Origin of the sequence: Larkinella sp. C7 (genome assembly GCF_006149005.1) — a bacterium.
In the GTDB taxonomy this organism is placed as follows: Bacteria; Bacteroidota; Bacteroidia; order Cytophagales; family Spirosomataceae; genus Larkinella.
This window is the reverse complement of record NZ_VBSL01000002.1, coordinates 558,859-579,605: the sequence shown is the minus strand read 5'-3', so window position 1 is coordinate 579,605 and position 20,747 is coordinate 558,859. Positions and strand designations below refer to the sequence as shown.

16 protein-coding genes and 1 other RNA gene are annotated in these 20,747 nt (G+C 43.6%); 8 read left to right on the top strand and 9 right to left on the bottom strand.

Annotated features, from left to right (window positions below):
* Nucleotides 1–379: 379 nt before the first annotated feature.
* The 4 genes from FH871_RS33970 to FH871_RS07530 all read right to left on the bottom strand — a co-directional run bounded on the left by FH871_RS33970 (nucleotide 380) and on the right by FH871_RS07530 (nucleotide 6,525).
* Nucleotides 380–502, bottom strand: coding sequence for a hypothetical protein (locus FH871_RS33970; protein ID WP_255516897.1), 123 nt, complete (start codon nucleotides 500–502; stop codon nucleotides 380–382).
* A 101-nt stretch (nucleotides 503–603) separates the two neighbouring features.
* Nucleotides 604–2,565, bottom strand: a complete 1,962-nt coding sequence (locus FH871_RS07540; protein ID WP_138990815.1) for a M56 family metallopeptidase — start codon at nucleotides 2,563–2,565, stop codon at nucleotides 604–606.
* Between the two features lie 20 nt (nucleotides 2,566–2,585).
* Nucleotides 2,586–2,990, bottom strand: a complete 405-nt coding sequence (locus FH871_RS07535; protein WP_138990814.1) for a BlaI/MecI/CopY family transcriptional regulator — start codon at nucleotides 2,988–2,990, stop codon at nucleotides 2,586–2,588.
* Nucleotides 2,991–3,168: 178 nt separating this feature from the next.
* Nucleotides 3,169–6,525: a ThuA domain-containing protein gene (locus tag FH871_RS07530; protein ID WP_229317130.1), complete on the bottom strand. Its 3,357-nt coding sequence runs from the start codon at nucleotides 6,523–6,525 to the stop codon at nucleotides 3,169–3,171.
* Nucleotides 6,526–6,734: 209 nt separating this feature from the next.
* On the opposite strand from FH871_RS07530, the gene FH871_RS07525 reads away from it, so the two are divergent.
* From FH871_RS07525 to FH871_RS07510, 4 genes are all read left to right on the top strand, one after another.
* Complete coding sequence (locus tag FH871_RS07525) at nucleotides 6,735–7,364, top strand: hypothetical protein (RefSeq protein ID WP_138990812.1); 630 nt, start codon at nucleotides 6,735–6,737, stop codon at nucleotides 7,362–7,364.
* 37 nt (nucleotides 7,365–7,401) lie between these two features.
* Nucleotides 7,402–7,774: a transfer-messenger RNA gene (gene ssrA / locus FH871_RS07520) on the top strand.
* Nucleotides 7,775–8,003: 229 nt separating this feature from the next.
* Nucleotides 8,004–10,082 (top strand): hypothetical protein, encoded by a 2,079-nt coding sequence (locus FH871_RS07515; RefSeq protein WP_138990811.1) that lies wholly within the window; start codon nucleotides 8,004–8,006, stop codon nucleotides 10,080–10,082.
* A gap of 24 nt (nucleotides 10,083–10,106) precedes the next feature.
* The gene (locus tag FH871_RS07510; RefSeq protein ID WP_138990810.1) at nucleotides 10,107–11,099 is read left to right on the top strand and encodes a hypothetical protein; all 993 of its coding nucleotides are present in this window, start codon (nucleotides 10,107–10,109) and stop codon (nucleotides 11,097–11,099) included.
* A gap of 823 nt (nucleotides 11,100–11,922) precedes the next feature.
* Here FH871_RS07510 and FH871_RS07505 read toward each other — a convergent pair.
* The 4 genes from FH871_RS07505 to FH871_RS07490 form a co-directional block, all read right to left on the bottom strand.
* Nucleotides 11,923–12,807, bottom strand: coding sequence for a toprim domain-containing protein (locus tag FH871_RS07505; RefSeq protein ID WP_138990809.1), 885 nt, complete (start codon nucleotides 12,805–12,807; stop codon nucleotides 11,923–11,925).
* Nucleotides 12,808–13,125: 318 nt separating this feature from the next.
* A complete protein-coding gene (locus tag FH871_RS07500; protein WP_138990808.1) occupies nucleotides 13,126–14,391 on the bottom strand; it encodes a VapE domain-containing protein in 1,266 nt (421 codons plus the stop codon).
* Nucleotides 14,392–14,466: 75 nt separating this feature from the next.
* The gene (locus FH871_RS07495) at nucleotides 14,467–14,661 is read right to left on the bottom strand and encodes a hypothetical protein (protein WP_138990807.1); all 195 of its coding nucleotides are present in this window, start codon (nucleotides 14,659–14,661) and stop codon (nucleotides 14,467–14,469) included.
* Between the two features lie 2 nt (nucleotides 14,662–14,663).
* Nucleotides 14,664–15,935 (bottom strand): site-specific integrase, encoded by a 1,272-nt coding sequence (locus tag FH871_RS07490; protein ID WP_138990806.1) that lies wholly within the window; start codon nucleotides 15,933–15,935, stop codon nucleotides 14,664–14,666.
* 427 nt (nucleotides 15,936–16,362) lie between these two features.
* Between FH871_RS07490 and FH871_RS07485 the strand changes: the two genes are divergently transcribed.
* Complete coding sequence (locus FH871_RS07485; RefSeq protein ID WP_138990805.1) at nucleotides 16,363–16,962, top strand: helix-turn-helix domain-containing protein; 600 nt, start codon at nucleotides 16,363–16,365, stop codon at nucleotides 16,960–16,962.
* A 312-nt stretch (nucleotides 16,963–17,274) separates the two neighbouring features.
* Nucleotides 17,275–17,475, top strand: a complete 201-nt coding sequence (locus tag FH871_RS07480; protein WP_138990804.1) for a hypothetical protein — start codon at nucleotides 17,275–17,277, stop codon at nucleotides 17,473–17,475.
* Nucleotides 17,476–17,518: 43 nt separating this feature from the next.
* On the opposite strand, the gene FH871_RS33965 is transcribed toward FH871_RS07480, so the two are convergent.
* On the bottom strand, nucleotides 17,519–17,650 hold the full coding sequence (locus FH871_RS33965) for a hypothetical protein (protein ID WP_255516896.1): 132 nt from the start codon (nucleotides 17,648–17,650) through the stop codon (nucleotides 17,519–17,521).
* 165 nt (nucleotides 17,651–17,815) lie between these two features.
* Here FH871_RS33965 and FH871_RS07475 point away from each other — a divergent pair, with 165 nt between their 5' ends.
* Nucleotides 17,816–19,465, top strand: a complete 1,650-nt coding sequence (locus tag FH871_RS07475; protein ID WP_138990803.1) for a two-component regulator propeller domain-containing protein — start codon at nucleotides 17,816–17,818, stop codon at nucleotides 19,463–19,465.
* An 890-nt stretch (nucleotides 19,466–20,355) separates the two neighbouring features.
* Entirely contained in the window at nucleotides 20,356–20,685 is a 330-nt protein-coding gene (locus FH871_RS07465) for a multidrug efflux SMR transporter (RefSeq protein WP_138990802.1), read from the top strand.
* Nucleotides 20,686–20,747 lie beyond the last annotated feature (62 nt).

The window sequence follows — 20,747 nt, the reverse complement described above, 5'->3', positions numbered from 1 at the left end:
TTGGTACCGGGTTGATCTGGATAAATAATTGGCGGGAAGTAGGCAGCAACCCGTTTTTCGTAACTTATCGTGGAGTTTGGGAAAGACCCGATGACAAATTGAAAACCAAGCAGGGAGGAATATCGCCCAACCGCCAACCACTTGAAGTAAAAATACTTATACGTTTAGCGACAATTCGGTCGGATTAGGTAGGCTGTTTTGTGGAGAGCCGAAGTAATCCAGAAAGGTAATTTGAAAAATTGCGTCATCATTTTCCGGGTTTTGCCAGTTGCCAGACAGAAATGGTAAAATAGTATCAGTTAGCGGCAACTCGGTACGGGAGTGACCATTAGTTATTTATAACTAGGCGGGGCGAATTGTTTTCAGATCTTCCGGTTTTCTACTTCTCCAGCCTGACCAACGCCCGCAGGTCTTCGTTGCTGAGGTCAGCCAATTCACGTTTGGCCTGGCCCTTTTTGGTGTACTGCGTGGGATGATTGCCGATTTGCTTCGGGGCCGTCATGAGCTTCAGCAACCTGGGTTCAGGGAATCGCAGCAAAAAGCCGCCGGATGAGCGATCCGACGGCTATACCGGAGAAGGCCGGTTCTTTTGGTATCGTTGGTTTACTCTTTGGATGGGGTGGAAGTTTCTTTCCGATCCAGGAAAAAACCGGTGCCGGACATTTGAACGGGGCCGTAATACAAACCGTATTGCGGTCGAATACCGTATTTGCTCCGCAGTTTTTCGTGCAGTTCGGGCGACAGTTTTCGGCCATTAACGATCAGCTCCGTTTCGCTCAGTCCAAACCAGTCGATGTCATCCAGATCCTGAACAATGCCTTCCTGAACCAGATCGGCCATGATGCCGTGGATTCGGTCGACATCCGGCTGAATCCGGGCGTGATCGAATTCCAGCTTCTTTTTCACCGTAGAAATTTGAAAAGCCGTCTCCTTGTCCCGCAAAAGCGAGCCTTTTTCCCGCAAATGAAGTTTTTCTTTCTGCGGGTAAAGCTCCCGTTTTCTGTCGAACAATTCCGCTCTTTCCTTTCGGAGTGTTTCCTGTTTGGCCGCCATATCCCGCTTCATTTTTTCCTGACTCCGTCTGTGCTCCTCCCGGTTTTCGGCCAGTCGCTCTGCGATAAGTTTCTGTTTTCGTTCCAATTGCTCCCCGAAGAAGGGATCGACCTGTTGGAAAAGATCGGTATACCGGATAAGCTCGTTGGCCGGAATGGGCTGGTCGTCGATGGCCAAACCGTTCACCTGTCCGTTGCGTTTTGTGATGGTGTATTTTTTGCCGGTTTCGTCAATGGCCGTAATGGTCACATCCGGGCTGTTCTGCTGGTTGGTAGACTCAAACCGGATGCTGGTGAAGGGCTTTTTCTCAAACCGGATCGTGTCGACCACCAACGGTTGGCTGGGTTTCGGTTTAGACGAAGCCGTTTTTTTCGGCACATTCTTCCTGGGCTTGGCTGCGGGTGTTTGGGCAGGTTGTGGTTTCTGTGTGGCAGGAACCGGTTTTTGATCCACTTGCTGAAACCCGGTTCTGGTTTTTGGGGGAGCCGATGGGGCTTCGGGTAAAAACGTGAAGGCCGTTATGCCCACCAGGGCCAGCACCAGCAGGGCTTTTTCCAGGCTGGTCAAAGGCTGGTTTTCCTGGGAAAGCATCCGTTTCACCCGGTTCAGGAGGGGCATCCGCCGGTCGGCCAGGCCCATTGCCAGCGGAAGAACGCCAAGCTGGCTTTCCTGGAAAAGTACCAGCACTTCGAGGTAGCTTTTTCGGTTTCCGGCGGTGGTCATCACCAGGTCATCGCAGCAGGCTTCGCGCTCCTCCCGAATCAGTGCCGAAATCCAGAGCAGGGCCGGATGGAAGAAAAAGACGGTTTCGACCACACATTGCAACAGGTTCACCAGGTAATCTTTCCGCCGAATGTGTGCCAGTTCGTGGAGCAGCACGGTTTCGGCCTGATCCGGCGAAAGCGATGCCAGCAGACCCAGCGGGACCAAGACCAGCGGTTTGAGGTAGCCAATGGTGACGGGAACCTGTACGCGTTCCGATTCGAGCAGCCGGACGGTTTTCGGAATACCCAGCAAACCGCACAGGCGACGCAACTCCGACTGCCACCGCTCGGTTGGCGGGTGGGTGTTCCGGTGGCGCAACTGATGCAAATGCCGTAAACCGATCGACAGGCGAGCCGCTTTGAACAGAAAACAGCAGGCCCAGGCCAACATAATCCAATCGGTATGTGTATTCAGAAACTGGACCGTAGCCTGCCAAAACGTGGATTCCGGCCCCGCCGATGCCGGAATGAGGGTTTGCTGGAAGGAGGGAAGGGTTGCATTGCCTGAAGGAATCAACAGGGCGGGAGAGTTGACACCGGAGGGGGCCAGTTGCCGGAAAAAGGTAAAACCGCAGGCCATCAGAAACAGGGAAACCACCAAAACCAGCAGGCCATACCGCCACCGCACCCCCGCTTTGGGCGTTGAAAAAATAACCACACCGGCCAAGACGGCGGCCAGAATTCCCTGCCAGAGCGAATGGATCAGCATCCAGCAGAATGCGTTCAAAATAGAATCTGTTGTCGACATGTTGGGAGAAATATGAAGGGTTATTGATCGGATTCCAGGTTGCGGATCAATGCTTTGATGGCTTCGATTTCTTCTTTCGACGTTTTTTTGTTGCCGAGCAACTGAAGCATCAAATTGGTGGCGGAGCCTTCGTAGAGCGTGTCGACAAAGCGGTTGAGCAAGAGGTTCTTCGTCACACTTTCCTCGACCGCCGATTCGTATTTGTGTTTCATCTGGCTTTCGTCGCGCCGAACCAGCCCTTTTTCAAACATGATCTGCATCAGCTTGAGCGTCGAGGAATAATTCACTTCCCGCTTCTGTTGATTCAGTTCTTCGTTGACAAACCGGACGGTAGAAGGGCCGTGTCGCCAGAGCACCTGAAGGATTTCCAACTCGGCCTTCGTCGGCTCGGTGGAAGGGGTGTTTTTGTTCTTTGAATCGTTCATGATTCAAAGGTAGGAAATATTTCGTACGAACAAATTATTAGGAAATTTTTTGCAAAAAAAAAGGGTTGTATCGCGGAGTTGAGCGGAGTCAATCAGAGGTAAGCAGAGAAAAACTCCGCTGAACTCCTTTTAACTCCGCTCAACTCCGCGATACAACCCTTTTTTAATCCTGAGACACTTACATCGTCTCTCCGTTAAACTGAATGTCACTCAACGCGAACAGCGGTTTGCTGCCGGCATTCGGATTGACAAAAACGAAGTACACCTTGTGCGGACCGGAAACCGGGGTTTTGAAGGCAATGTTCACCGGCTCCGATTTATCACTTTTTACATCGCCGGAACCCAGAAGCGTTCCGGTGGGCGAATCGAGCCGGATTTCCAGGGTGCCGCCCGCCATGTATTGTGCCGAGGCCGAACCGAGCACCGTCAGACTGCGAATACCCGACAAGTCGATGTCATCCAGGAAGAAGAAACCGGTCGATTTGGCACCGAATACCACTTCATTGCCGGAAGGTAGTTTGAATTTCGAAACGTCTTTCCCGCCATCATAAGCAGCCGCTTTCATCTTGGCACTGCGCAGTGCGACCGTCGAGCTACCCGTCAGGGGCCCGATTACGGCACCACCTTTGTCGGTGTAGCTGGCCGAGAACAGATACGAACCATCTTTTTCTTTCGCCTGTGCGGTGTAGGAGCCTTTCAGCGGTTTTTTGTCGACCTGCTTCTTATCGCCCAGCGACATAACGTAGCTCACCATTTCTTTCGCTTCGTCTTCTTTCAATTGTGGGTGGGCGCTCATCGCCTGTTCACCCCAGACACCGCCACCGCCTTCGATCACCTTCTTCGCCAGTTTGTTGACAATCTCCGCCCGGCGTTCTTTGGCGTATTTTTTAGCCACATCCTGGTAGGCCGGTCCGATGGATTTTTTGTCGATGCTGTGGCAGGCTTTGCAATCGCTGAGTTCGATGAGCCGTTTGCCGGTCGCGAAACCGACGTTGGCCTGGTGACCCTGTGCCAGCAACGTTTTGTCGAATCCTTCGAGGTAGTTGATGGTCATCGTGACGTCTTCCGGACTGATTTTGCCGGTCGTCAAACTGCCGTCTTCCTTGTCAGCTACTTTGACTTCGTATTCCACCGGTTTGTTGTCGAAATAGAAGGTTTTGTTGCCTTTCACGGCCACTTCCACTTTCGGAACGTCATTGCCAACCCGGATTTCCAGTTGCTTGGTCGAAACATTTCCGGCGGCATCGGTAATTTTCAGCGTTGGCGTATATACACCCGGTTTGGCATAGGTGAAGGTGGGAGCGGCCTGGGTGCTTTTCGGCAAGCCCTGTCCAAACGTCCATTCATATTTGATCGCATCGCCGTCGTAATCCATTGAGCCTTTGGCGTTGAATTGAACGGCTAGGGGCGCGGCACCCACGGTTTTGCTGGCGTTGGCAACCACGAGCGGTTTGCGGTTTCCGGCGTTGTAGGTAATGTGCGATAACCGGGCGTCGTCGTTTTGGGCAAACCAGTTGCTGCCGTATTCCAGTACGTACAGCGAACCGTCTTTGTGGAACTGCATGTCGATCGGGTGGCTGAATTTCGTGTTCGGCATGAAGGTTTCCATCTTCACGAAATCACCGTCTTTGGTCATCGTTACCGGGTGAATCCAGTCGCGAATCCAGTCGTAGGCAAAAAACTTGCCGTCGTAATGGCGCGGGAATTTCACCGGTGTTTCCGGATAATCGTCGTAATAATATACCGGGCCGCCCATCGCGTTCCGGCCGCCTTTGCCGACAATCGGGCCAAATTCGGGCGAGTCGGCATATGGGTAATAAATAAACGCCTTCTGGGCCGGGGGCAATTCGCTGAGTCCCTTGATCAATTTCGACGGGTTGACCGGTTTGGCCGGGTCGAACGACGGGCCGGAAGTGCTGTCGGCAAAATTGTAGTGACGGTACGCCTTGTTGTCGGCAACGAACAGCGGCCAACCGTAATACCCGGCTTTGCGGGCCTGGTTCATTTCGTCGTGGCCACGCGGACCGTATTTTTCGATGTTGTTGGCGGCATCCGGACCTACTTCGCCCCAGTACAGAAAACCGGTGCGTTGATCGACCGAGATGCGATACGGGTTCCGGTTGCCCATGACGTAGATTTCGGGCCGGGTGTTGGGCGTGCCTTTCGGGAACAGATTGCCTTCCGGAATCTCGTAGGTACCGTTGTCGAGCGGCTTAATGCGCAGGATTTTTCCGCGCAGATCCATCGTGTTGCTCGAGGTCACCAGGGCGTTGAAACTCTCGCGACCGGGCCGGTCGTCGGACGGACTGAAGCCCCGCGACTCAAACGGGTTGGTATCATCGCCGGTCGACAGGTAGAGGTTGCCCGACTTATCCCAGGCTACCGAACCGCCGGTATGGCAGCATTCGTTGTTTCGTTTTACCGGAACCCGCAGAATGACCTGCTCGCTTTCCATTTTCAGCTCGTTTTTCTCGGCATCGAACTTGAAACGCGAAAGGTGTTGGGCCGTATCGGCTTTCCATTTTTCGGCGGTCGGCGAATAATAGAGGTACAGCCACTGGTTTTCCTTGAATTTCGGGTCGATGTTCATCCCCATCAAACCGTATTCCTGCTTGGTATACACCGGCAGATTGGCCACCACTTTGGTAACTTTGGTTTTGGGGTCATAGACTTTCAACGCGCCTTTCCGTTCGGTAAACAACACTTTGCCGTTGTCGAGCACAACCAGTTCGGTGGGTTCGTCCAGTTTCTCGGCGAGAACTTCCTTGTTGAAACGGTTTTCTTCCGGGAAGGGTAGTGTTTTGGCTTTCGTGTAGTCCAGTTTCGGCGCAACGGCATACTGAATACCACCCAGCAAATGCTTGAGGTAAACGGGATTGGTGAAAGTTTCGTCGGGGTGGCCGAAGTTGGTGTAGAACACTTTTCCGCCGTCGTATTCATGGAACCACGACATGGGATGATTGTCGCCCATTTTGCCTTCTTTGTACGTTTTCTCGTCGATTTTTACGAGAACCGTCACGGCGGGGTTGACATTTTTGAAATCATAAAACTCATCCTTGATCTTCCAGCGGTCGGGGAAACCGAACATCGAAACGTGGTCTTTGCTGACGACGTAGGCTTCGCCTTCCTGCACGTTCGGATTGCCGGGGTGGCTGGCAAAATACCCGCCCACCAGCTTGCCATACCACGGCCAGTCGTATTCCGTATCGGCAGCCGCGTGAATCCCGACGAAGCCGCCACCGGCCTGAATGTAGCGTTCGAAAGCCGCTTGCTGACCATCGTTCAGCACATCACCCGTGGTGCTGAGGAAGACGACGGCATTGTAGCGTTTGAGGTTCGCTTCGGTAAATTTGGCGGCATTCTCAGTGGTATCGACGGCGAAACCGTTTTCTTTGCCCAGTTTCATCAGGGCTTGCTGGCCGGCTGGGATGGACGTGTGCCGGAAACCGGCGGTTTTCGAAAAAACTAATAAACGTTTCTGGGGGGCCTGCGCCTGCGTCCAAACGGCCGACAGGGTCAGACAGCCTACCAGCATCCATGACAGGAACGCCCGAAAGCGCAACGAGGATTGGGGATTGTCAGAATACATAGAGGTTAGTTAAAAAATACTACGTGGTCCAGAAACCGGCTTATAAAGATTCGGGTTTCAAATAGACTTTTACAAAGCTTCAAAAGTACAAAAAAAAACGGTCTGTGACCCACGCTTGTGCCGTATCTTTGCGGGATATCAATTCAAATTTCTGGATGGAATTTACGAACCTCTTAACGCATATCGTGGCCGACGATTCGTTGCACGCCCGTTGGCTCAATACCTTGTCGATGATGGAAAATACCGGGGCCCGCAAGATTTCGGCGGCTGAACCCAAAACCACTGTCGATTTGCTGATGCTAAAACACGCGGCTGAAGAAGCCCGGCACGCGTATTACCTGAAAAAACAGATTCAGAAAGTGGCCGAAACCGACTGCCCGACCTACGAACCGGCTTATCTGCTGGCTCCGAACGACAGCCATGCGTACCTCAACCGGCTCGATGTGCAGGTCTGCCGGTATTTGAAAGACACGCTGGGTTTTGCGGGGGCAGAACTGAAATACGCGGCTTATCTGCTGGTGACCTACGCCATTGAGGTGCGGGCCGACGAACTGTATCCGGTGTACCAGGACGTACTGACCGAGTCGGGCAGCAAGGTGAACGTCCGGTCGATCATTGTGGAAGAAGAGGGACACCTGGCCGAGATGCTGCGGCAGATGGAAACATTTTTCGGCGACTGGCAGGGCCACGCCGAGCGGGCGGTGGCGATTGAAACCGGGTTGTATACGGCCTGGCTGACCAGCCTGATGGCGACGGAAAAAATCATTGCAGGAAAGGAAAACTAATTTCTGTACCTTTGCGTTATTCTTAGCACACGTTTCTGGGGACGACCGGAATTGACAGCTTGTTGACGCTGCGTGTAAGCATGCCGGGAGTTGAGGGCATTTCCTGTATAACAAACCTTCACACAATAACTGGCGAATATAACTACGCCATGGCTGCTTAATCCGGAGGATTAGCAAATGCCATTGTCCCACCGACCCTACGTGCTGCTGGGTTGGAATCTGGGGCATCGACTCGCAGCGCTGGTTCCGGTAATGGTGTTGACTACGGAGCGAGACAAAAATACCTAAGGATGAGGTACGGCGTGATGCGGGCCTGACCGATTCCCGACAATCCCAATCGCATCTAAGCATGTAGAAAGCACGACGGTTTCCTTGTCTGGACCAGGGTTCGACTCCCTGCGTCTCCACAAAAACCTCGAAAACTTTATGTTTTCGAGGTTTTTTTTGTAAAATCACCTTTCTGTAACCCGAAATGCACTTAGATAATGCTACTTATGATTGACTTAATAGAAGTATTAAATCTATTAACTTCATGGAACGTATGTGCAAATATCATTCGGCTACTATTACCAGAGAATAAGCCTACTTAGATTGAGACTTATGTTATAATCTTTTAATGCTATTCAAAAGTTATTAATTATGAAATCGACTGTAGCTGTATTAAGCTCAGATTCTGTAAATAGGTATGGGTACAGATTCTCATTAGGAGCATTAGAAGATGCAACATGGCAAAATGTTCCATATGGCATTCCTTCTAATATTAGTCATGATAGACATCGCCTAATAGGTTGGATTCAACTCCTAGGATTATATTTTGAACCCCATATGGCAAAGAGTGTAGGGATGTTTTTAACTGCGGAAAATCAAATTGATAGTGAAAATATTTATAAAAGATTTTATAATCACATCATAAAAGAACAGAAGCAGATTGAAAAAGAATACTATAAGGAATTTATTCCACTAATTGAAAATCATGTAAGCTCCGAGAAAGAGTTTTTGTATTCAGGGTGTGCTGCTTATGTTGATTCAAATATTGTTGCAAAAATTTTTCCAAAGTTAGATTTATTAAGAAATAATGATCGAGATAAATTGATTCCTATTGATAAGTTATTAAAGGATTTTAATTACCATGGTCAAGGAATTTTCTTTCATAAATATCTTAAATTATCAATTTTTGCTCATCAATATTTTAGAAGATCCTTATCAAGAATAAACAACTTTCATTTTATTTTTTTAGATGCTTTTATGTCTCTATCAAATAATACAGACATAAAAATGAAAATTGCTATTGATTTTGATATGATTGGATACTCTCCTTCATATTCAGAAAATCATGAATTGGAATATTGGTATGGACCTACATATAATGACAATATTGAACAAATAAAGCAAGGTTTGTCAATATACAAAAATGATGAAATAGAATCTATAATGAGTAATTTAGAAAGACTAGAGGTAGAATGGACAATAAATGAGAATGAGCATACATTGCAATCGGAAGAAGTAAGAACACTTGATAAACCTGCTCTAGGAGATAAATATGGTTGTAGATACGTTCACTCAATTTATCTTAGTGATAAAAAAATATTTGATCATTTTGATGGAGCAGTAAGGATATATGATGAAGATTTATTCTTAGAAAGGTCATACTGCAATATGACAGAATTTGGTCGTAGAAGTGATTATAATAAATTATTTAGAATTGACGGGAAATTACCTATTGAAGAATGGAAAACTTTAACAACTCATTATTACCAAGGCAATAGACTGATATACGAGTATTTTAACATAGAATTAGATGACTTTAATAGAAAGGAAGATATAGGTCCAGAAGATATATCAAACTTTGTCCCATATTCTATGAAAGAAGGAGATGGGGTTCGACTTCTGTATTCATACCACGAAAAGAATGAGACAAAAGATGTAATTTCAATATCTAACTATGACACAATCACCACTAGCAATGGGGAACATTCTGCGATTGAATTTAATATTGTTGAAATAAAAAAACTTCTGCAAAAAGAAAATGTTGACTTAAAAATACCGAAAAGCCTATGCTTGATACAAAGTAAAGATGCCTACTGGAACATTCCTTTGCTTTTCCACGGAGGAAAATATGGAAGTAACCAAGCAATGAAAACTTTAATAGCAATAAAGGAAATTGTAAATAAATATATCGAAAAGGGTGCGCACAAAGTGATTTCGTTTACACTAGGATGGAACCTTGAAGAAAAAGAGGTAAGAATCAGTGTAGCTGGTCACGTAAAAGACATAGCTGACTGGATGTTATCTTGTCCACCATTTCCGGCAACACGATCACAAGTAAATATTTGGCTTGAGCATCAATCAAAATATTTAAAGCGTTTTAATTATAAGAATATACCTGATATATCATCCATAATTAAAGGTGATGGTGTTCTGTTTTTTGATAGAAAGAATGTTGGAAATGATACTAATATAAGATTCAAAAATACCAAAAATGGATTAAATTATGAAATGAAGATTCCAAAAGATAAACCTTACATTAGTAAGCTAATCAAAAAAGGTGATCTTTTCATTGCTCCGGCTTTTATTTATGAAGACGTGATTTGTAGCAAGACAAATCATGATTATATGGATAGTCCTTATTCAGCTTTATTTGACAATAATATTACAAAGATAGTTCAAAAATGCAGTGTTCTAGGGGCTTTTTGGAGTGATTATTCTTCAGTAATTTAGATCATTTCTGTTAAATTTATAGATATGAAGACTATTTATTTAGATTGGAATATTTTTACGAACTTAGCTAATTGCGAAAGTATTGAAGATACAGACTTAAAGATTCAATTTAGACAAATTAAAGAGTATTTACAAAAAGGAGATTCTACTTTTGTTATTCCATATTCAAATGCTCATCTCAATGATTTATATAAAAGTTACGTTAAAGGAGAAAATGAGCGTGTACAGAATTCTCTCAATTTCATATCGTTACTAACTAACAATATATGCTTAACCCAGTACTGGGGAGATGAATATCCAAAATGGCATAGCCGTCTTGCCGTAGAGCATTTTAACACATTAATCGAAAACAATGAAGTGAATTTTAATGTATTTGATACATTATTTGAAGGTTCAAATGAAGACTCGGTTGCAATATTATATAAGGGTATATTTGATTCATATAAATTGTTACCTCATAATATAAATTTTATTGATTTAAAGAATTCACAGCCTTTTTTTGCATCTCTTTTTCAATGCTCTCAGATAGAAAATTCTATGTATGCAGTAATAAAAGATGTAATTTGTTTATTTAAAGAAATTTATAATAATCCATCAGTATATAATGAACTGAGAAAAATATTTAAAGAACAACTTAAAATAAATCCACATATTGGTTCGGTTGATAATGCCATTGAGCAACTGGATAGCTTCATGCCCAATACAATTTTAGGGAAAACATTTAGTGAATTGTCTCAACCAACGGACAATAACCCTTTTTATGAGATTACAAATCAAGATAAAATAATCCATAAATATTTGACCCTAGACTTTTTTGGCTATAATTCTGATAAGCTTAATTCGAAAAACATGTATGGCAATTTGTTTAATGATTCATTGCATTGCTTTTATGCTGCTCATTGCGATGTATTTGTTACAAATGATAAACGGACTTATAAAAAAAGCAAAGTTGTATTCGATAGCGAAGGTATAACAACGTTAGTTTGCTCTAGTAAAGACTTTCTTGATCTTGCATAGGATCTTTCCTTTAAGTCTACTTTTACATAAAATTACCATTGCCAATTCGTTAAAGTTTAGATTACCCACTTTTTGTTTTGTAAGTAATTTATAGGAAATTTTTACAGATGCATTCTGGGTCTCTTACCGTTTCTTTTTTTCCTTGTTCAAACCTACTCATGGCCACTAACCAACTGATAACCATGTTGTGGGCTGTATGTAATCAGTTTTTCATTTAGTCGGAATAGTATTAGTGATACAGCGGCAGCTCAAAGCCAATCCGATAAATTACGTGTAGATTGTAGAAGCGAATAGTAGAGCATTTTAGCTTCAGTGAGCCATTGGAGATATTAAACTGCACAAAGATGGATAGTGAATAGGATAGGGATAGGTGGGTTGCTATGGACAATATCTATGGTGGCTTACACAAGGTGTTTTGACTGGGCAGTGGTTCTCAGTACTAGTTTCATTATTTGTTATAAGTTGTGACTATATAGAGGGTGCTGAGCAGCTTGCATTCTATGGTGGGAATTAAAGTTAATTGTCTCGTTGCTTTTGTATCTACCATATTTCGGTACCACAAACAACTCAGACCTTAAATTCATATATTCGGAAATTGGAAAGTAGAAATTTCCAAAATCGTTAAAGGGCGGGGTCAATAAAGAAAAAAACACCTAAAAATGGGGGGTGTTTTTCGGTAATCATCTGTTAAACAGTAGTTTAACTAAAAAACTGGGTGCAACTTTTACAATATAGATAAATTATTGATAATCAGTGTATTATATAATTTGGACTTTCCACTTTCCAATATTGTAAAAAATTGGAAAGTGGAAAGCCCGAAAGTTTAATGTGGAAAGTGTTTGGGCGCACTTTCCATCCAAAAGGCGTTAAAATCTTTATGATTGGCGTATAGCATAGAGCGGTTGACAATAGAAAGTTCCAGTTTGGAAAGTTTACTTAAGGCAATTTGGCCTGCTGAATCATTGTCGAAAAAGGCATTTATCTGTTTATAACTTTCCAGCACCGGCAAGGCACTTTCCAAATTAGTGGTAGAATTGAGTACCAAGGTTGGGAAAGTAGGAGTGCTGCGCCCATAATATTCCAGTGCAGATAAGAAATCAAATACCCCTTCAAATAGGTTGATTGTCGTACTTTTTGGAACATCAATTGTCGTGTACCCCGCTGGTCCTAAATTGCGCTTAGTACCAACCCCATTCCGTAGAGCATATCCACCTCGATCATTCGCAAAACCTAACGCAAATAGGTTTTTTCCCTGCTGGCTATAGTAAACCTCCTGGCAGTAACGGCGAGCAATGGGAAAGCTGATTTTGCGGCTTTCAACGTAACGGATCAGATGTGTATTTGCCAGCAGTTTGACCGAGTGTATTTCCTCTGTGATTGCTGTATGCTGAATTTGCCCACTAAAAGAAAAGTGAGGTTTATTTTCTAATCCGGCAAACTGGCTTAATTCAGCGACCGCAGTTGAAAAGCTACATCCATTTAGTTGTTGCACTAGACGGATCACATCGTCTCCAGCTTCAGAGCTTCCAAAATCTTTGTATCGATTAATCGCCGTATTGACCGAAAATGAGGGCGTACTTTCCGTACGGAAAGGTGAATAATAGACGAGACGTTGGCCGCGTTGACTAGCAGGTTTAAAACCCCGATACGCCAGGTAATCTTCAATAGCTACCGCTTTGGCAAATTGAATGGATTGTGAAGTAATCATATTGACTTTTTTCTTTGTGGGCTTTTTCAGTTGACTTCAATATATCTTACTACCTTACTACCAATCTTGGTAGTAAGAGCGTAGTAAGTGGGTAGTAAGTTGATTCTTACGACTTAAAAAAGGCTTAATTGGGCTAGAAACCGGCTTTTTGATCCTTGGTAGTAAGGTAGTAAGAACAAGTATGAATAATTTAAAAAGCGATCTGGTAAGATGCTGACATTGAGTAGTTTATACCCGATTTGTGTATTATTTGAAAAACCAAAGGGTAGTAAGTGGATTTCAATTATCCACTTACTACCCTTTCTGTAATCGCTAGGCTTACAATCGTTTTGTATGTTCATTTATCTCCGTGACTAAGCGCTCCCTTACTACCCATACATACAGCGAATTCCCATTTATTCTTTTGCTCTTGCGGCTGAATTTGAGCTTAGTTAGTGCTTCACCTAACTGCTTAGAACGAATCTCCTGACGGGTGAATGAATTTAGATACGTTTTAATGGCTGTGGTGGTCAAATAGAGGGCGTTAGTAACCTGGTCATCGACAGGTTCATAATGCTCCAGTAAAAGCTCATATTCGGGCGTAATGTCCTGGAAACGTTCATTGTTGGCGAACATTTCTGCCGTTTCTTCCATTGTGAACCAATATCTGTATCCCTGCCGAAAGAGTTGATAAGCTTCAGCCCATGCCTGATTAATGTTAAGTTCTTTCGCCGTGTTGATGTCGATGCTGTAAGCCTCAAATGGTAAAAAACGGCGGCTACCTGTGGGATCAGTTAGAAAGTTGTTGCCATTAACACTGCCGAGAAAGGAAGCAATACGTGGCAATTCCGAGGAAAGGGCATCATAAGGCCTGCGAATGGTAATCTTACCCTGAGTAATAAAGGTTTTGACCGTATCGCCATCCCGTTTATTCAAGCTGTGCAATTGATCGTCCAGATTGACAATAAATTTTTCACCCAAGAGGATAAGCGTGTCTTTACTTTCCAGGTTTATTTTGCCACAGAACAAATAGCTTATCAGGGCGGGAGGACATAATAAATTCAGCCAGGTAGTTTTAAAGGCTCCCTGGGAGCCAGTCAGCACTAAACAAGTTTGATTCTGGCAGCCATCTGCCTGGAAGGCGTTAGCAATACTGGCTACTAGCCATTTGGTCAGACTAAGACAAAATAGATTACTGTCCTCTGTTTGCACCGTTTGTGCCAATGCCTTGATAGTTGGCGTATCCGAGGAACAAGGAATTGGTAAAGATTGGAAATAGGATTGGATGGGATTGTAGCGGGGTGTAAAATCCGATTTGAGAATAACCTTTAGCTTTTCCGGACTGGTGGATATTCCCGTTTTGTAGTCGATCTGACGAACGATGGAATTAAGCGAGTAATCCTCTAACGCTTTAAAATCGTCTTTTGCTTTCTCACAGTATTCAATCCGGCCATTTAGAACGTTATAACGGAATTGGAAGTGAAACGAAATATACTCTTCAATCAGCCCACGTTTGCTCTGTATTGCTGTTAATGATTCGGGATTTTTCTCTTTTCTCTTTGTGGGCAATCCTTTTTCTTGGGCTGGTAAATTGGTTTTATTCATTAATTTTGCGCTGTTCTTAAAGTTTAATAATAGCTGATTGAGTAAGCCCCGCCAGAATTGGCAGGGCTTCTTTATTTAATTGGTTGGGGTAAGTAACGTTTTTAAGCGTCGGTTTTGCCGCTTCAATTGCCGCAAATCTTCTTGCAAATGATCGAGTTCAATAAGCTGGTAACCGAGCAGAATAGCTTGCCGATGGATACAGGCTTTGAGTGCTTCAGGATCATTAGGTAAATCATCCGACCAGAACACTGAGTTAGTTATTTGTGGCATGACTAATTAGAAGATAAAGTAGCGTCCTGAAATAACGTTTGGAACCGTCGAACCACAGGCGTAGCACGTTTGGCGTGATAGTGCTTCCGTGTCATGGTGGGGTTAGCATGGCCCATCATGACCGCCATTTCATCAAGCGTAAAGCCTAATTCTTCAGAGTACATGGTAAAGGTTTTACGAGCTAGGTGGGTGTGTAATGATTCTTTAATGCCTGCTATATTGCCTATGATTTTCAGCCATTTATTCATTTTTTGATTTGACATGACTGGTAGAAGTACGTTTCTCATACAGCACATTTCATTTTGCTGATAGCGGTCTAAGATGACTCGGGCATCTGGAAAGAGTGGGATAAAGGCTTGTTGCCCACTTTTATGGCGTTTTTTAAGGATACTTTGGACACCATTAACAGTTGCTAAATCTTTGGTACTCAATTCTGCAACATCGACGTATGCTAGACCAGTATAGCAGCAGAATAAAAAAACATCCCGGACTTCGTTTGCTTTTGCTTCTACAAACTGATATGTTTTTAGCTTCTCCAATTCGGCCATTGTCAGCGTCACAGGATCTTTGTAGTATTTTCTAATCCTGACGTGTCTGATTGGGTTACGATCAGCCCACTCGTGGGCAATGGCGTATTCTAAAATGCCTCGAAAAAACTGGAATATCTTCAATGCGTAGTTATGGCAATATTTCTTCTCAGATTTCAGGTATCCATCAACCAAATGATACTGTAAGGCCGGGGTGAGTTGGCTGAACTTGAAGTTTTTGCCGTAATTAGGATATAATGTGAAAAAGCGCTCCAGAACAGAGTGATATGTGCGGTATCGCTTTATAGTTCCATTGGAGACTTCCTTTGTATTGAACCGCTGTTCATGCCACTGCGAATACAAAGCAATAGCTTCTACTACCGTCGGTGTTTGTTCATCATGCCCACGTAAACCAAGCGCAATATCTCGGATAATTGTGGGGTCTAAGGAGCGGTCAGACAGTTCACGGTCTTTAAAAATTCGTTGAATGTTACTTTCCAAAGTGCGTAACCGCGCTGTGTTAGTCGGATCATTTAAAAGAGTTCGCGTTTGGGGGTCGAACGTTGCGGCAGTTGCTTTAATGCCTGTTGATTTGTCTGTAGCTCGTTTACCATTGACGACTACACGCAACGAAATGATGCCCGTTGCTTTTCGGATAAAGAAGCTAACGTGGCAGGTCGGAGCTTTAAAGGTCTGACCTCGCTCTACAGCCTCTTGTGTTTTACGGTAAGTTGATTGATCGAGCATGAATTAGTAAATTTGAAGTTTGTAAATCTTGAAATGATAAAGCCCTACCATTTTGTGGAAGTAGGGCTTTCCGCTCTTACAGCAGGTCTGTTACGGGTATTCCAAAAAAATCAGAGAGGGCACGGACTTCGTAACCAAACAAAGGCTTTTCACCTCGCATAATCTGACCGAACCTTTTCCTGTTTATACCTACTTTAGTATAAAATCGGTGATCGGGTCTGAATTGGCCACCAATCTTGTCTTGATAGGCATTATATGCCACTGAAATTGGAGTAGGATTAACAATTGTCATAATGATGTTAGCTAATTTGTTCACAACATTAGCTATTATGATAATTGAAGGCAACTTTTTTGTAAAAAATAATTAACATTTGTGTTAATGAACGTTAGGCTTTTAATGAATAATATTGCGTAAAACGCTAAGAATGTGAGCATTTCAGATAACATAAAAGCTATACGTACCCAGAAGGGCATAGCACAAGCAGAGATAGCTAGACGATTAGACATTGAACCATCTTCGTATCACAGACTTGAGAACAGGGGTGATAAAATGACTATCGAGCAGGTTGATAGCATTGCAATGGCTTTGGGTGTGAGCCGGTCAGATTTACTTAATTGGGGGGAAGAAAAAGGTACCGAAGCTGTAGAAAAGCATAGTATTCGTAAGTTACAGGACAAGATAAAGGAACTCACTACCGCTCGTGATATTGCTCAAGATTATGTAGAAGATTTAAAGCGAAAGACTTATCGCTTAAGTATAATTTTTTATTCAATCATCAATAGTATCGGTGAAAAAGCAGAATTGGGGGAAAAACAGTTGGTGGAAGATGATGAGCTTCTTATCATGTACACCACAATTTTCACAGACAAGGAGTTAATGACGATTTTTGAAATCATGTTTAACGATCATCCCCTCTTATACAGCTTCTTTAAAGACATGCTTCAACAAGATATTATTGATGCTTCAGGTAGAATGGCAAAGCTGTTATTGATGCATAATGCGCAGAAAGACAGAAGTTTAAAGTAGGGATTAGCAAGCTGGTGAAGTAATGCAATTATGCTAAATGCATTTTCTATGAGGTAGATAGAGTGACAACTGAGGTAACTTTTTAACTGCTGGTGACATATAAAAACAACCACAGTAGCATGTTCTAAGGCCTTTCCACGATAATCACAATTACAAATCGTGAAATTATCGGGTTACACTTTGCATAGAAATTTTTATAAAAGACTGAATGCTAGTAGGATAGCTATGGTAATGTTTGGTACCTGCGTCTCCACTTCACAAAGCCCTGTAAATCAAGTATTTGCAGGGCTTTTTATTGCCATATCCTCAAAAATGGCAAAGAAAAGTGAAGATTTTAATGTCAGAAACACCCATACCACCGCAAAATACCCCTATAAAGACCCATTTCTATCGAAACCGGAAGACAACGATTTGTCCAAACAATGGGTCGTCGAATACGGAATATGGTCGATAAAAAAGCAACGAGTCGTTCGTAAACGCGTCGTACTTTCCGGAAACAGCATCAATTGCTAAGAAAGCATGGCGTCTGGTATTTACCCGGTACCGCCGGAATGGGCTACACTGGCACATCATTTACCAAATCAATCGTGCCGACCTTCCGGCGCATATTGAAATCCAGCCACAGGTTAAGCAGTTTCCCCAGTTCCATCCATAAACCGCCCTTGTCTAACATTTTTTGAGGTTGCAATCGTTTCGACGACGTTGATGGCATTCACGACATTGACCACATTGCATAAAAGCGGCATTTACATTTCGTTAATCTTCTTTTACAGCTCCTTAACAGAGGGCAGGCTAAAAGCTTTTAGCTTTGCGGCCACCGCAGTGGTTAAAATCCTTGAAAACAAAAAATGAAATGAATAAACTCGTGCACGTATATCTTTTGTTCCTGGTATTAGTTTTTTGCACTTCCTGTGGACAAAATCAAACAAACTTACCAAACGATGATATCAAGACCGAAATTAAAGACATAGGGCCTAACATAATGGTTCGAAATATAAAAAAAGGAAGAAATGGTACCATTTTGATTGCTGGACCTAATAACTCATTATTTGGTGATGTTTTTCGATACGATCCCAGACGGGCAGTTGGAAAATCTTTTATTAATCTTACAAGTAAAATAAGTCAGCACAGATTCTGGGACGTCCTGGAAGATCGCAAAGGAAATCTTTGGTTCGCTACTACTGATTCAGGCGTTTATTATAACAACGGCAAATCCTTTCAACATTTCACTACCAGGGATGGACTTGCAGATAACCGGGTTATGTCTGTTTATGAAGATAAAGCCGGTATTATTTGGTTCGGCACGGGGAACGGCCTGAGCCGTTACGACGGGAAGTCTTTTCGAAATTTTAAAAACCCGAACGAACCACTTTTTTATAAAGACGGGCATTTGAATAATGATATTACTACCATAATTGAAGATAAAACCGGGAAATTATGGGTTGGTGCCAGGGGCGAGGCCTTTGTTTATGACGGGAAAAAATTTACCACTTTAACCCACCAGGGCGAGCCCTTTCTTGAGGTTTGGGGTATCATGGAAGATAGAAAAGGCAATATTTGGCTCAGCGGTTTCAATGGCTTTAAAGGAGGCCGTCTGCCCGGTGGCCTCTGGCGCTATGACGATAGTACTTTTACGAAGGTATCGGAGAGAGGTGCTTATGCCATCATCGAAGATAAAAAAGGCGACATCTGGACTACGGGTCCGGTAAATCCTGCTAATTCGACGTTTCAGGCACTTTCACGTTATGATGCAAAGTCTTTGTATGGTAATAAGCCCACGGTAACCGAAATTAGGTCAGGGAATGCTTTTCTGGGGCTTTTGGAAGCGAACGATGGAAGTGTCTGGTTTGGAGATGCGACTGGAGTGTATCGTTATGATGGAAAGACCATCACGGACTTTTATAATAAAGAAGGTCAGAAAAAATATATCATTGATACGAAGCAAAGTGTTGTAATATGGAAAGCTTCTTGGCTACTTGGTGAATGGGCAGGTTCTAAGTTTCTTGGTGATGGTTCCAATACAGGAAAAGTGGATCTTTTAAAAGGAGAATTGTTGATCGAAAACCGTCATTTGGTGGGTGGTGCCATTGGAGTCGATATGAATACAATTGAAAATTTTGTTGATCAACGTTCACTCAATAAAATGCCTGCATTTTTTGATGTCAAAAAATTCCCTGTTTCTACATTCGCAATTACGAAGGTTGAAACAGGCAATGATGGAAATGTAAAAGTTAATGATGGAAGTATAAGAGTTAATGATGGAAATATAAAAGTTACAGGGAACCTAACCATTGAAGGCATCACGAAAGCTGTTACTTTTCCAGCCAAAATGTATTTTAAGGACGGAATGGACGGAACTGTCGAGTTGAATGGCACGCTGATCATTGATCGAACAGATTGGGGGATCAATTATGCATCAGAAAAGCACTTTTATCAGTCTAAGTCTGGTAATGCAATTTTGGACGACGTTAAACTCCTTATGAAAATCGTAGCAAAAAAATAGCGTAATAATAACTATACAGAAAGTGGTACTCTTAGATATGTTAGCCCAAAAACGAATAATCTGTTCGTTTGCCTTCGATCAAATTTCAGCAGATAACGTCAATCTTCGACTCAATGAAGAAACGGCTTCTATCGGTTTTATTTACCGGCATATAATTTATTCGGCTTGTTTTTTGGTCTGCCAGTAGAAACTCAAAATACCACTATGGGCCAGGTAGATAGGTGACCAAAGGATTCTTTTGACCATCATTTCTGATTTTAATGAAGTCTATCATCCTATAGTTGTAGTTTTCTGATGTAACTTTTTAGTAAAGACTACAATGGTGCTATCCGCACCTTGCGCGAAGTATAACCACCTACAAGTTGGCTGTTCCGGCGGGGACAATCCCCGATATGATCAATCCCTCCCGGTATTCTGCCCGTCAGTGAGTTGCTGGTGCAGCTTTACGAGGCACGAGACAACACCCACGCCCTGCGGTATTACAAGGTGGCGGTGGCAGCCAGGAATAGTCTCTTTAGCCAGGAAAAGTTAAACAGATGCTGACGCTTTCCTGCGAAGAGCAGCAACGCATGTCTAGATATTGAGCAGGCAAGAGCCTAAACGATCTACCTTTCTGAACCAGTCCTACAAACCCCGTCTTGATCGATAGAACCTTCGCTTTTGTGACTTTCTGCAAGAATGGCAAGAAAATGGCAAAGAAAACGGAGTGCCGGAGCTTTTCTGATGTAGTTTTGATCGCTTAATTGATCGATACAAATTAGCCGCATCTTCTCGGCAAAGGTCAATTTTTTTTACCTCCAAAATGACCTATATTCAATTTTTGCCCACAAATACGCCCGGAAGGGGTTATGAATCATTCAATTTACTGAAAACCGCCCCGCAGTAACCCCATGAAATACCTCTTTTTATTCGCGGCCATCGTTGCCGAAGTGGTGGCAACCAGCGCCCTTAATGCATCTCAGCAATTCACGAAGTTGGTGCCAAGTCTGATTACCATCGCAGGTTATCTGATCTCGTTTTACTTGTTAAGTCTGGCCCTGCGGTCGTTGCCGATCGGGGTGGCATATGCCGTCTGGTCCGGTGTCGGGATTGTGCTGACGGCGGTGGTGGGCGTTTTTCTGTTTAAACAGGTTCCGGATACGCCCGCCATCATCGGTATGATTCTCATCATTGCGGGGGTGTTGGTAATGAACCTGTTTTCTAAAGTAACCGGCCATTGACCGGCATAGCCGCAAACTCAAAAAGGATTGACAAACCCGTTGGTTGTCAGTAAGTTTGTTCA